Below are 13,620 nucleotides of genomic sequence, written 5' to 3' on the forward strand. Positions count from 1 at the left end.
TTATGTTACATGGGCTGATAACCACTGCTTATCAGCTTGATAACAACAAGTGAATTCAGTAATAGCACTCAAGGCGTTAGTCTAACCATACGCAAACACATAACGTCGAGAGCACCCTATGACATTTTCAAAATCTCAACTTAAATCACTTTTCGCCATTTCTACCCTCGCTCTGCTAGCAGGATGCTCTTCGCCCGCGTTTGATGCAGAAAACGAAAACTCTGCGAGAAACCGCGGAGCTGCTGGAGGTGCGTTGTTAGGCGCTACAATGGGGGTTTTAACCGGTGAGCCTGAACTCGCGGTTAAAGGAGCAGTCGCTGGTGGTGTTGCTGGTGGAGTCGCTGGTTCAATGAAAGATCTTGAGGATTCACGCGAAACCAACCGTACCGAAATTTTAGCTGATGGGATAAAACAAGATAATCGTAGTGAAGCGGAGATGCGTGCTGATGAGCTTGAAGCTCAAATTCGCATTAAAGAGCTAGAGCAGAAATTGGCAGAGATGGAAGCTCAGCAAGACGATCAAGTAATCGATGCGAGCTAGTTAAAAGCCGAGTATTACTCCAGTTTTAAAGCATCAGATAAAGAAAAGGCCGATTGAGAACTCAATCGGCCGAAAACAGTGTGAACAAATCGGTTCACTAACAACGTCAGTTGGCTAGGTGACCTCAAATTTTGAAGTCACTTTCCATAATGCATTTCGCGTGCCAATATTTCTTTTGGTTAATGCTAAGGTTTAAGGCAATATTAATGCATAGTCAATGTCGTTTTTTCCATTATGCAATTGCAATATGCGTTGATTTTGCAATATGCAATTAACTGCTTTGTCACTAATTCCTCTGAGTTCATATCATTTTGTGCTGCTTTAGTTACATAGATATGGCAGAACTCGCGTATTTTGTCTAATTTTATAGCTATCGATTGAGAACGGTTCAGAGACATATGCAACCAGCACCGATACCTATAAATGATGACTACCGACTTAGTGTTCTCCAAACTCTGAGGCTATTGGCCACACCTGAAGAGAGGTTCGATCGAGTGACTCGCCTAGCTAAACGTATGTTTAGCGTGGACATTTCTATTGTAAGCATCGTTGAGCAAGATCGGCAATGGTTCAAATCTTGTGTAGGCCTCGATACTACTGAAACGGCGAGAGATATCTCATTCTGTGGGCATGCCATTCTTGGTGATGAGCCGTTCATTATCTCGGATGCTCTGTCTGACGAACGTTTTAGTGACAACCCACTTGTTGTATCTAAACCCAATATCCGATTTTATGCCGGTGTTCCAATTAAGTTAGCTGACAATGTTAAAGTGGGAACGCTTTGTATCATTGATAGCAAGCCTCGACATTTTAGTGACCAAGAAGTCCAAGATCTTATTGATTTGGCAAAACTCGCAGAAGATGAGTTAATAGCGTGCCTGGACAGTACGATTGATGAATTGACTCAAATTTCAAACCGTCGAGGCTTCAATAAATTGGCTGACAAGGTTATCAATCGATGTCGTTTCGCTATGGAGCCATACACACTGGCATCGTTCGATCTCAATCACTTTAAACTGATCAACGATACTTACGGGCATGGTCAGGGAGATGCAGCGTTAGCGACCTTTGCTCGATTGCTTGTTGAGAACTTTAGAGATTCCGATGTGATAGCGAGAATTGGGGGTGATGAGTTCGTTGTACTCATGTCTGGAACCACAAGAGTGGATGCTAAATTTCCATTGATGCGTTTCAAAGATCAAATAGCGGTGTTCAACGGTTCGAGTGACTGCGAATTTGAGTTGTCTTACAGCGTTGGCGTGGTTTGCTTCTCACCTTTAGAAGATCTCACACACAATGATTTGTTGTCTAAAGCCGATCTAGCGATGTACGCAAGTAAACAGGCTAACTAACGGATATTCTATTTATAAGGTTTCCACTAAATACTGATGTAATTCTCCGAGGGAAGTAAAAATATACGTCGCTTCAGTCATGTTAGGTGACGTCACGTTACCATTAGAAATAAAGCAGCTTAAGCAGCCTGCATTTTCTCCGGTCTTTATGTCGTATTCGTGGTCACCAACATAAATAACTTGTTCCGATGTTAGTTGCCATTTTTCTATTAAAAAGAGTAATGAAGCAGGGTTGGGTTTGGCAGGAAAATCTTCTCGAGTAATGAGCTCATGAACCTCAATGTTATTGGATTTTAGCTTCGTCTCTGCAGCCTGACGACAATTGCGAGTAATGACGCCTGAATAGAGGTGCTTTTCTTCCATCCACTTTAGCAACTCATGTGCTCCCTTCATAAGCGTACTTGATCGAGCATCTTCGATTTCATGGCGAAGAATAATGTCGTTTAGTGCCCTGCGTTTAGCGTCCTCGCTCGAGCTAGCAACATGTTCTAGCAGATCTTTGTCATCAGGACAGGCTAGTTCTTTACGAAGAAGCTTAAAGTCGAGGTTGCAAGATACCAACGTATTATCCAAATCAAACACTACCGCTTTGAGCATTGAATTCCATCTCTTTTTTCACAACATCCGGTAATGATAATGTATCCTGAACTTGTGTTAGTATCGATAGTTAATTTGGTGAAATTGTTGATATTGGCGGCCGCATCCCTTGCTGATGATCAAGTATGCGAATCGCTTCATGGATATTGACTTCGACTAGGTTAACCAGTGATTGCATCGCTTCAATATTCGGGACTGTATCGTTATCTAACTCACTTAGTAACACGTCTATTTTGTTGATAAGTCTATTCAACTCGGACTCTTGTGCTACCTTCCTTAGCGTTATAATGACGTTTTTGAGCCCGATAACGTCTTGTGAAGAATAGACTTTGACGAGTGTATTGAGCGTCTCTTCGCCGATGGATTTAAATTGCTCTATATTGTCTAACCGCACTTGTTTCGATTCGCTAGTTGAATCCAACAGCGTGAGTTCCGCTTCAGTATTGGTGCAGTCGAGTTGCATGATGTCGTGGCGCACTAACTGGATAACATTACTGTTTTCAGGTGGCGTTGGGTTCACCAATAGGTGTTGGTACCTTTGGAGAGCATCGATAAAACTCTCTTTTTGCAGGGGCTTAGTCAGAATATGGTTTGCACCAGCGTCAACAAAATTATCATGAGCTTCTTTAAAAACATCGGCGGTACAGCCAAATATGACGGTTTTTGATCCTAGCTCTTGTCTAATAATACGAGTTGCTTCTATGCCATCCATTACGGGCATATGATTGTCCATAATGATAAGGTCGTACTGTTTTTTACCGACTTTCTCTACCGCTATTTTCCCATTTTCCGCTACTTCTACATTGTGACCTTGTTTCATACAAAATGTCTTCGCGACGAGAGCATTAACTTTGTTATCTTCGACGAGAAGGATAGCAAGAGACTGAGCAATTGCCTGTTCATCGAGTGAGACCTTGTCTTTAAGCTGAATTTCTTTGTTCTCAATTGGTGTTAGGTTGGCGGTGACAGTGAATTTACTTCCTTTGCCTAGTTCGCTGGACACATAAGCGTCACCTCCCATGAGGTTGGACAATTTTTTTACAATTGCCAGTCCAAGCCCAGTTCCCCCAAATTGTCTTGTTGTAGATGCTTCTGCTTGAGTAAAAGGATCGAAGATTGTAGCTAGTCTGTCACTTGGGATGCCAACACCAGTATCAATGACATCAATATTCAATTGCTCTTTACTTTTCGACATTGAACTCTGAGAATTCGAAAAAACTAGCTCAACAGATCCACGCTCTGTAAATTTGACGGCATTTCCGAGCAAATTAAAGATTAATTGTCTGATTCGCGATTTATCCCCTCGGAACGATTTTCCGGATGGTAATTGATTGTTCAGTTTGAACTGAATACCTTTTTCATTGCAAATGGCTGAATACGTACTGATTATTGGAGAACAAAGTTCGTCTATCGCAAAGTCGATATCTTCAAGTTCGAGTTTTCCTTCTTCTATTTTTGATATATCGAGGATGTCGTTTAACAAAGACAACAAGTGGTTTCCAGACTCAAGCAAAACACTGAGTTGCTCTTTATGTTGCGCCTGTGTTACTGAGGACTCGAGAATTTGAGCCATGCCCAAAATGCCATTTAGTGGCGTCCTCAGTTCATGGCTCATGGTAGCAAGAAATGTTGATTTAGCTCGGTTGGAGGCATCTGCTACTTGGACCGCTTGTTGGAGATTCTGCTCCAACTGCTTTCTATCACTGCTGTCTCGTTCTACTGCGATAAACTGTTCGATTTGATTATGAATATTCCTAATCGGTGTAATAACAATGTCGATCCAATATGGGCGTCCATCTTTGTGATAGTTCAAAAGCTCTGATTGAACAGTATGCCCTTGGCTGAGTTCATCTGAAATTCGTTTTATTTCCTCCTTAGAAGTGTCAATTCCTTGTAGAAGATCACCTGGCTTCTTGCCAATGGTCTCTGTGAGTTGGTATCCAGAGAGCTTTTCGAATGCACTGTTAACCCATGTAGTTAGGCCATCTCTATTTGTAATCACAATGGCGTCGCTAGCGTGTTCAACTACCATTGCTAGCTGAGAACGCTCTTTTTCGTTGTCGAGCAACTCCTTGTTCAATTTGGCTTCTACATGTTGCTGTAGCCATTGACGCCAGTATAGATAGGCGCCCAAACACAAGAAAAGCGTTACCGATGACAAAGCGATTTGGAGTTTGGTATCGGAAGAACGTTGCAACCAGAAATCGTTGGTTTGATTTAGTAAACTATGAACTTCACTGTCTATTAGGGCTTTCTTTTCATTACTAATGTCTTGATTTACACGTTTGTTTAGCCGAACGTAGTTGTCTAGGGTGACGACACTAGTATTGTCGCGAAGTGTGTTTGATAAATCGCTTAAGTTGTTTTTAGCGTCAAGATAGCGATAAATGGAAAGCTTGTCAGTTTCATCCAGAGAATAATCACTCCAGAGCTTGTCTTTTAACGCTTGGATAGTTTTATTGGAATACTCTAGAGACACTTTTGCGCTGAGCAGACGTTCTAATCTTTGCGTAAACGACAACATTGCGTCTCGAACGGTTTTTGCGGAGGCTACTGCTGTCTCAGGTACAGGGTTTAGAATTGGAAAGTAGGCATTATGATTTTGTCGAATATTCTCATACAGTTTGTCAGATAACAGTTCTATAGATACCAATTCATTTGAAAACTGGTCATAAGTGCTGTTGTCACTATATTCAAAAACGTAGATCTCTTCGAGGTTGTGAGTGACATTCTGAGACAGCGATAGGTACGCTTTCTGATAAGCTTCACTAACATAGCTATTGACGGCGCTTATCACAAGCCAACATGCGGCTATTAAAGTACCAAGCATGTAGAACAACTCTATCCGTGAACGGTTAAACAATCTCTTTTTCATCGCGTTAACTCCGTCAAGAGCGGGGGAGGCGGTGCTGACAGTGCATTAAGAAAAGCGGTAATTTCAAGAGTTGTAGTGGCATCTAACTCCCTTCCTAGCTGTACTTTAGCCATGGTGACAATCGCCTCTTCCAATGTCGCAGCACGACCATCATGAAAATAAGGTGCAGTCTTTGCGACATTTCTTAGGCTAGGGACACGAAACACTCCTTTATCAGAATTAATTCCAGTGACGTTGTAACGACCTAGGTCTCTTTCTTGACTAGTCGTAGTACTAACATTGCCAAATCTCTGAAAAAGGTTGCCCCCAATGTTGGTTCCTTGATGACATACTACGCAACCCAAAGATTGGAACTTCTCCCACCCCATTTGTGCAATTGGCTCCATTGCATCGGTTTGCCCTTTAAGAAATAAGTCGAAAGGCGAATCTGGTGTGTTAAGGGCGGTCATAAACATGACTAAGGCATTTTTGACCGTTTCTTCTGTGATGACTCCGCCAAAGTACTCGTTGAATTGCACGCGGTAGTCTTGCACCGATTGCACGTATTCAACAATGTTTCTCCAATTAGTATTCATTTCGAGAGGGTTGTGGACGGGACCGTCCATTTGTTTCTCTAGGCTTGAAGCACGCCCATCCCAGAAGAAACGAGTGTTATAGGCTATGTTGAATACTGTAGGAGAATTCCTAACACCTGATCCATTTACGCCTCTTGAGACACGGACATTTTCCGCACCATTGTCGAAAATATGATGGCAAGATTCACAGCTCACTTGCTGATTGGATGACAGCCTAGGGTCAAGAAAAAGTTGTAGTCCTAACTGTGCCTTATTTTTGTCGTTGCCCTCTAGGTTGGTGTGTTCAATTGGAGCAACAAGGTGAACAACACCATATTGCTGTTTGTGGGCGAGGGAGTGGTGCTCTTCGTGCTTAAGTTGCTGGAGTGTCAGGGGCGAGTCAAAATTCAGAAGCAGGTAGGCACCAAGTATCAAAATAGCGAATAGTGAGGATAGCCACCTAATGAGAATTTTGTTCATACAATGTACACATAATATTGATCATATGTATCAGTATGGGATACTTATTTGTCGTTTCAATTAAAGCTAAAAAAACCAAAAAAAGAATGAACTCGTAGTTAATTTAAGGTCTTAGATATTGCTCTGTCTTGGCTGAGCTAGTTTGGTCTACGAATTGGATTATTCAAAGGTTGGGTTTTTGTTTGTGGTTTGTTGCTTTTTGCTACGCTTAATGTAACTTGTACCAATAACGTGTAATTGATTTCTTAGACCTATTATTGTCTTGGTTTTTATAAATTTTTTTGTTGGGTGGTTGTTATGAAAACTCATTTACGTGCGCTAACTTTAGCAACGGTAATCGGTGTTGCTCTATCTGGATGCAGTCCTGAGCCGGAACAAAAGGCAGAAGCGCCAGTTGTTCGTCCTGTTAAAACTATGGTCATTGGTTTAGAAAACCAAAGTATGATTCGTGAATTCCCTGCGCGTGTTCTCGCATCGAATCGTGCTGATATGGCTTTCCGTGTCTCGGGTAAGGTCAACAGCATTCCAGTGAAAGAGGGTGATAATGTTGAGAAAGGCACGGTACTTGCGACATTAGACGACACTAATTTCAAACTTGCTGTGCGTGATACACGCGCGACTTTGCAGCGAACTCAAGCTGACTTCAAACGCGCTCAAGAACTGATTAAAGATAACTTTATCTCCAAAAAAGATTTTGAGCAGCTACGCGCTAATTTGACACGTGCAAAAGCAGCATACGATAAAGCAAACACTGAACTTGGCTATACCAAACTTTTAGCGCCTTTTGACGGTTTTGTGGCACAGCGAGATATTCAAAATTTCGAAAACGTTGAAGCTAAGCAGGTGGTGTTTACTTTCCAAAACCTAAATACCCTTGAATTGAAATTTAATGTCCCTGAAAAGTTAGTAAGGCAAATTCGCGATGAACAAGCTGAAGATCCTGTAGAGATACCAGTCTTTGCTTATTTTGATGCAGCTCGAGAGAAACCATATCCAGTCACGGTGACGGAAGTGTCCTCTAAAGCTGATGCTGATACACAAACCTTTGAGGTGACGGTGACACTTGAGGCACCATCGGATCAAAATATCCTTCCAGGCATGACGGGCTATGTCACTGCAGATTTTTCTAAACTCCAAGAAACGAAAGGCTCAATCCAAGTGCCTGCAACTGCGGTAATTAGCGACAATGCACACAATGCCACAGTGTGGGTTGTTGGAGACGACAACACTGTTTCTCCAAAGCAGATCGAAGTCTCCACGATGTCTGGTGACAAAATCACGGTACTCTCTGGACTTGAAATGGGTGAACGCATTGTCACTGTAGGTGTTCCATTTTTGATTAAAGGTATGGAAGTGAGCCTAATGCCTGAAATCGATCAGGCGCAATAACTGTAACTCAGCAAGAAGAGATGTTTTATGAATTTAGGTGAGTATTCAGTAAAGAATAAGGTGAATAGCTGGCTTTTAGTCCTGCTAATGACCATTGGCGGTGTTTTGGCTTACTTTGAAATGGGGAAACTTGAGGACCCAGCATTCACAATCAAAGAAGCAAAAATTATTACTGCTTATCCAGGAGCTTCTCCTCAGGAAGTCTACGACGAGGTTACGTATCACATCGAAGATGCGGTGCGTCTTCTTGGGCAAGTTAAACGGATCAAGCGCTCAGTAACTCGTGAAGGTTTGTCGGATATTACGATTGAGTTTAAAGACGAATATACCTCGGCTGAAATGCCAGGCATATACGATGAACTTCGCCGTAAAATTGCTGACAATAAGCATAAATTGCCTCCGGGCGCAGGCGAACCACAAATTATCGACGATTTTGCCGATGTTTATGGTGGGTTCCTAGCGCTTAATGGCGAAGGTTATACCTATCGTGAGTTAAAAGATGTTGCTGACAACCTTAAGAAGCAACTAGTACTTGTCCCTGGCGTACGTAAAGTTGCAATTGATGGTGACCAAAAAGAAGTCGTTTATGTTCAGATGTCTAGAGCCAAAATGGCGGAACTTGGCATTGATATGGCTACGATAGAGAACCTGTTAAGTTCTCAAAACTTGGTTTCCGATTCTGGTCGTTTCCGTGTCGGACCTGAGTTTATTCGAATTGAGCCTACAGGTAGCTTTAAACATGTAAGTGAAATTGAAGATCTACTTATCTCAAGTGACACCAAGAAGCTAATTCGTTTAGGCGATATTGCCGAAGTAACGCGTGAATATGTCGAAGAGCCGTCGAAGCTCATCTACTTTAATGGAAAACCTTCGTTAACAGTTGGTATTTCAATGCTTCCTGGTAAAAACGTTGTGGAAGTAGGCGGATTAATCGCAGATAAGATCGCAAGTCTAGAGAACCAAATCCCTCTTGGTATGAACCTAGATATCATCTACGATCAGCCATCTGAGGTTGATCAATCAGTAGCTGGGTTTGTGACCAACACTGTCGAAGCGTTGATTATCGTAGTTGTTGTTCTGCTTGCCTTTATGGGTTTACGTGTCGGACTTATTATCGGTGCTGTATTGATGATTACAGTGGCAGGTACCTTGGCACTAATGCACATGTATGGTATCGAGCTACAACGTATCTCTCTAGGTGCGTTGATCATTGCACTCGGGATGTTGGTAGATAATGCCATCGTTGTCGCCGAAGGAATGATGATACGCATCAAGCGTGGTGTTCCAGCGATGAAGGCGGCCGGAGAAGTTGTTGGTGCGAATGGTTGGGCGCTACTCGGTGGTACCGCTGTAGGTATTCTAGCGTTTGCAGCAATTGGTATGTCTCAGAGTAACACTGGTGAATTTACCCGTTCTCTGTTCTACGTAATCCTAATTTCTCTGTCTTTAAGCTGGGTTACGGCAGTATCGACGACACCGCTGCTTTGTGCATTATTGCTCAAAAAAGATGACAAGAAAGAAGGGGAAGAAGAGAAAGACCCATACGCAGGTGCTGGCTTTGTAATTTATAAGAGCGTTCTTCAGTTTGCACTTAAACAACGAGCATTGACCATTAGTGTGATTTTGGCGATGTTTGTTGCATCGGTTTGGGGATTTGGATTCGTTAAGAACGCGTTCTTCCCAAATGCAAACACGCCAATGTTCTTCGTGGATGTTTGGGAAGTTGAAGGCACGGATATTCGTCAAACTCGTGATGATACGCTAAAAATTGCCGATTTTATTCGTGAACAAGAAGGTGTTGAATGGACCGCGAGTTTCATTGGTGGCGGTGCATCACGTTTCTCGCTGGTATATACACCACAAGACTCAACCAAAGCTTACGGTCAGATCATTGTTCGTACTGAAACACGTGAACAAATCGCACCGTTACAAAAGAAAATCGATACTTTCATGACAGAAAATATCGACAATATTGAGCCTAAAATCAAAGGGCTACGTATCGGTCCTGGACGTGACTCGAAAATTGAGGCTCGATTTGCTGGTCCGGATCCAGAAGTTTTGCGTGATTTAGCTTCTCAAGCTGAAGCGATCATGCACGCTGACCCAGAGACTAAGGAAGTTCGTAACGACTGGCGTCAACCGGTTAAGTTGATTAAACCAATCTTTAATGAACAGGTGGCTCGACAACTCGGGATCACTCGTACTGAGCTTACTGCTTCGTTAAAAGCAGCGAGTGAAGGTTCTCAAGTCGGTATTTATCGAGATGGCGTGAGGCTATTACCGATTTACTTCCGTTCCGATGCGAGCGAGCGACAAAATGTTGCTCAATTGATGGATGCGCAAGTATACAGCCCTGTTCTGCAAAGAACGGTTCCAATTGCACAAGTTGTCGTTGGCTTTGAAACAGTATGGGAAGATGCAATGATTCGTGGACGCGATCGTTTGACGACCATTATTGCTTCTGCGAACCCTACGGGTGAACTGGCAGCACCACTGTTTGAACGCCTAAAACCACAAATAGAAGCTATCGAACTACCACCAGGTTATTCGATGGACTGGGGTGGTGAGTACGAAGATTCAGCAGAAGCGCAAGGAGCCTTGTTCAGTGCTATTCCAGTTTCATTCATCATGATGATTATTGTGGTTGTGTTGCTGTTTGGTAAAGTACGTCAGCCACTGATTATCTGGATTACTGTACCACTGGCAATCATTGGTATTACAGCTGGTCTTCTGCTGCTTGATGGTGCCTTTGACTTTATGGCGTTGCTGGGTGCATTGAGTTTAATCGGCCTATTGATTAAGAATGCAATAGTGTTATTGGAAGAAATCGATATGCAAGCGGAAGAAAAACCGCTTTATGATGCGATTATTGATTCTTCGATCTCTCGTATGCGACCAGTAATGCTTGCGGCATGTACAACGATATTAGGTATGATCCCACTACTGGGAGACGTATTCTTCGTTAACATGTCTATTACGGTCATGTTCGGATTAGGATTTGCGACCATTTTAACCTTGGTCTTCATCCCAGTAATGTACGCAATTTTGTTCAAAGCTAAGAATCCAGCTTAAATCACATTGAAATGATCAAAAAGGTCAGACACATCGTCTGACCTTTTTTGTTTTCCGTTTATCTAATCTAAGCAAACAGATGGATTACTTACCTGTCTTAGCGACTAAAAACTCAGAGAAGGCTTTCCAAGACTTTTTGTCGGCGTCTTCACGGTAGTTTTTGGAACCAAACACAGTAAATGCATGTGGTGCACCACTGTAGGTGATCATCTCGTGCTCTACACCGTTCTTTTCTAATTCCACCGCAAGTTGTGCAAATTGAGACATGGGTATCGCAGTATCAGCAGTGCCGTGAAGCACTAGGATCGGCGCGTTAGTTTGTGCGTAGCTTTGTCCATCGGGCGTTGTTAGGCCACCATGAAAGCTTACAAAACCTCGCGCATTCATACCTGCTCGCGCGGATTCTAATACAGCAGCACCACCGAAGCAGTAACCCATGACCACTGTATCATCTAAGTTTCCACCAAGCTTGCCAGCTTCTTGTAATCCAGCATTCATAAGAGCTTGAAGCTTGGCTCTGTCTTTATAGAGCTCACCTGTGTGCTGCTTCTTGTCTTCAACTTTTGTAGGACGAACGTCTTGCCCGAATAAATCCACTGCGAATACGTTATAGCCCATTTCATTGAGCATTTCTGCTCGGTCTTCTTCGTATTCTGTGAGACCGTCCCAGTCATGAACTAACAACACTAGTGGCGCGGTATTATTCACTTTGGCCCAGTAGCCTTCATAAGGCTGCCCATCTACCTCATAGATAACATGTTCACCCGCTACAGAGTAACTACTGACTAACGCTGTACCAAGAAGCATTCCAATGAGTCTCTTATTCATTATTGTTTCCTCTTTACTGGCTTTATTGTCCTCGCACTACAAAGCTTAGTACGTACAATCCAGATTGAGGTGTAACCAATTGAATTTTTTATTGCGTGAAAGGCGAGGTTTTGATTTGAACGTAAAAAAGGGAAGCAGTCGCTTCCCTTGGATATTCGATTATTGGACTATACACTCATCGGTACTAATACCATGGTGCCTATGATTACGGTAATCAGGCCAGCAAGTACAGGAACCGAGGTACGCTTTACAACCTCAAATGGAGAAATATTACCCATACCCGATGTGGCGACGATAACACCAGAAACTGGCGAAATTGTACGACCTAGGTTTGAGGCTTGTAGCATTGGGATGATTAGGAATGCTGGATTTAATCCCATTTTTGCTGCTAGGGAAGGCGCAAGCTCAACGAATGCATAGAATGGCGCATTACCTGAACCTGTCGCAATCGCCGCGGCTACAGTCAGACCGGTGAGAATTAACATTAGTGCGACACCGCCAGCACCCGCCTTATCTGCAAGGTGAAGAAGATTGTCGATAGCGCCAATCGACATTAAGCCTTGTGCGAATACACCAGCTGCAACTAAGAGCATAACAACGCCTTTAAAGGCATCGGCCATACCTTGATAACAAGATTCTAAGTCTTCTAATGTTTTTTGGCCGTTGAAGCGCTTAGTAATAAAGTCGATGAGGGCACCTAGGAAGATAGAGCCTACAACGATAGTGTAGATATCAAGTGTAAGACCTGGAATCGTACGGCCATTGAAAAGGAAAACACCGATGATCGGTAAGAAAGGCAGAATGCAATAGAATGCCGGAGCGTCTACCTTCATTTCTGACACATCAACGCGCTCCATTGGCGTATTTTCTTTTTTATCTAGATATTTGTTCCAAAAAAATGCGGCAGCAGCCATAACAATAATGGCACAGATTGAAACAGGTAAGACGGTTTGTACCGCGAATACGTCAAGCGCAAGTCCAGACTTTTCAGCGGCAATCACGACGTCACCGGAAGTTGGAGATAGAATGATGGCAGCCGGTGAAGCACATACAGCTACCGCTGCTGGTCGAGAGATACCCATAGCGGTCATCATAGGGAACAAGGTTGCCATTAGTAGGACACCTAGGCCCGTTGCTGAACTTACCGCGAGAGACATCAAACAAGCCACAATATAAGCGGCAACAAGTAGAATGTAAGGAGATTTAATGAAAGAGAGGGGTTTTGAAAACTGTTTTACTACTACGTTGTTTGCGCCAATGTGAGTCATGTAAGAGGCAAAACCACAAAGTAGCATGATTTGCATACCCAGACCGCCGCCTCGATATTGCAGCATGTACTTCACGTATTCGAGTGAATCAGTAACGATGTTACCCGTAGAGGTGATTTTTGCCGGTAGTACGGTATGGCCCAAAATCCCTGTTAATAGCAGTAGTGCAATACCTGCAGTCAGTAGTACGCCAGCCGGTCGGTAGCCTTTTACAATGAAGTAGCCGACGGCGATCGTCACGACTAGACCAATTAATAGTTCTAACATAATTCTCCCTTGAAACTGTTAAATATCTAAAGTATCTATTTCAAAATATGTCAGAAACTGTACAAAATATTACACTGTGGCACGACAACTACATGCCGATGTAATGATCTAAGACAAACAATTAATTCAATTGAAAATAGTGGGTAATTTATCTGTTTTTTATTTGTTCACTAGCTGTTAATTTCAGATTAAATCACTACCACAAAAGTATTACTTGGCTCACAGTGAAGAATAGTTATCCAATCGGGAAAGGAATTTGCTGTGTGAATGATTTTGCCAAATACATTAGGTGTTGCTGGTGTTTCTCATAGTTTATAGCCAAATTGATGTGACTAAGTTTTGCTATTGCCACTAACTAACAATGGGAGATTAATTCTTGGTTTTTATTGCAATTCTA

General features: G+C 42.7%; 9 protein-coding genes. 4 read left to right on the forward strand and 5 right to left on the reverse strand.

The window, feature by feature from the left end:
- Positions 1-118 precede the first annotated feature (118 nt).
- Positions 119-541, forward strand: a complete 423-nt coding sequence (locus tag JKJ11_RS17060) for a YMGG-like glycine zipper-containing protein (protein ID WP_006069078.1) — start codon at positions 119-121, stop codon at positions 539-541.
- A 398-nt stretch (positions 542-939) separates the two neighbouring features.
- Entirely contained in the window at positions 940-1,893 is a 954-nt protein-coding gene (locus JKJ11_RS17065; RefSeq protein ID WP_252039605.1) for a sensor domain-containing diguanylate cyclase, read from the forward strand.
- Positions 1,894-1,905: 12 nt separating this feature from the next.
- Here JKJ11_RS17065 and JKJ11_RS17070 read toward each other — a convergent pair whose 3' ends face one another.
- From JKJ11_RS17070 to JKJ11_RS17080, 3 genes are all read right to left on the reverse strand, one after another.
- Positions 1,906-2,490 carry an HAD family hydrolase gene (locus JKJ11_RS17070; protein WP_252039606.1) on the reverse strand — a complete coding sequence of 195 codons (585 nt, stop codon included), beginning with the start codon at positions 2,488-2,490 and terminating at the stop codon, positions 1,906-1,908.
- A 70-nt stretch (positions 2,491-2,560) separates the two neighbouring features.
- A complete protein-coding gene (locus JKJ11_RS17075; RefSeq protein WP_252039607.1) occupies positions 2,561-5,365 on the reverse strand; it encodes an ATP-binding protein in 2,805 nt (934 codons plus the stop codon).
- On the reverse strand, positions 5,362-6,399 hold the full coding sequence (locus JKJ11_RS17080) for a cytochrome-c peroxidase (protein WP_240206421.1): 1,038 nt from the start codon (positions 6,397-6,399) through the stop codon (positions 5,362-5,364). Before JKJ11_RS17080 ends, JKJ11_RS17075 begins: the two co-directional genes overlap by 4 nt.
- A 297-nt stretch (positions 6,400-6,696) precedes the next feature.
- Here JKJ11_RS17080 and JKJ11_RS17085 point away from each other — a divergent pair, with 297 nt between their 5' ends.
- Both JKJ11_RS17085 and JKJ11_RS17090 read left to right on the forward strand, forming a co-directional pair.
- A complete protein-coding gene (locus JKJ11_RS17085; protein ID WP_006069073.1) occupies positions 6,697-7,788 on the forward strand; it encodes an efflux RND transporter periplasmic adaptor subunit in 1,092 nt (363 codons plus the stop codon).
- A 27-nt stretch (positions 7,789-7,815) separates the two neighbouring features.
- A complete protein-coding gene (locus JKJ11_RS17090; protein WP_006069072.1) occupies positions 7,816-10,860 on the forward strand; it encodes an efflux RND transporter permease subunit in 3,045 nt (1,014 codons plus the stop codon).
- A gap of 84 nt (positions 10,861-10,944) precedes the next feature.
- Here the strand turns inward: JKJ11_RS17090 and JKJ11_RS17095 are convergent, their stop codons facing one another.
- Both JKJ11_RS17095 and dcuC read right to left on the reverse strand, forming a co-directional pair.
- A complete protein-coding gene (locus JKJ11_RS17095) occupies positions 10,945-11,688 on the reverse strand; it encodes a dienelactone hydrolase family protein (RefSeq protein WP_088878172.1) in 744 nt (247 codons plus the stop codon).
- A gap of 167 nt (positions 11,689-11,855) precedes the next feature.
- A complete protein-coding gene (gene dcuC / locus JKJ11_RS17100) occupies positions 11,856-13,223 on the reverse strand; it encodes an anaerobic C4-dicarboxylate transporter DcuC (protein ID WP_006069070.1) in 1,368 nt (455 codons plus the stop codon).
- Between the last annotated feature and the right edge of the window lie 397 nt (positions 13,224-13,620).

It is taken from the genome of Vibrio sp. SCSIO 43133 (assembly GCF_023716845.1).
Lineage (GTDB): Bacteria > Pseudomonadota > Gammaproteobacteria > Enterobacterales > Vibrionaceae > Vibrio > Vibrio mediterranei.

Coding starts and splice junctions, on each gene's coding strand:
- JKJ11_RS17075 (WP_252039607.1), bottom strand. CDS start 5,365: ATGAAAAAGAGATTGTTTAACCGTTCACGGATAGAGTTGTTCTACATG.
- JKJ11_RS17065 (WP_252039605.1), top strand. CDS start 940: ATGCAACCAGCACCGATACCTATAAATGATGACTACCGACTTAGTGTT.
- JKJ11_RS17095 (WP_088878172.1), bottom strand. CDS start 11,688: ATGAATAAGAGACTCATTGGAATGCTTCTTGGTACAGCGTTAGTCAGT.
- dcuC (WP_006069070.1), bottom strand. CDS start 13,223: ATGTTAGAACTATTAATTGGTCTAGTCGTGACGATCGCCGTCGGCTAC.
- JKJ11_RS17060 (WP_006069078.1), top strand. CDS start 119: ATGACATTTTCAAAATCTCAACTTAAATCACTTTTCGCCATTTCTACC.
- JKJ11_RS17085 (WP_006069073.1), top strand. CDS start 6,697: ATGAAAACTCATTTACGTGCGCTAACTTTAGCAACGGTAATCGGTGTT.
- JKJ11_RS17080 (WP_240206421.1), bottom strand. CDS start 6,399: ATGAACAAAATTCTCATTAGGTGGCTATCCTCACTATTCGCTATTTTG.
- JKJ11_RS17090 (WP_006069072.1), top strand. CDS start 7,816: ATGAATTTAGGTGAGTATTCAGTAAAGAATAAGGTGAATAGCTGGCTT.
- JKJ11_RS17070 (WP_252039606.1), bottom strand. CDS start 2,490: ATGCTCAAAGCGGTAGTGTTTGATTTGGATAATACGTTGGTATCTTGC.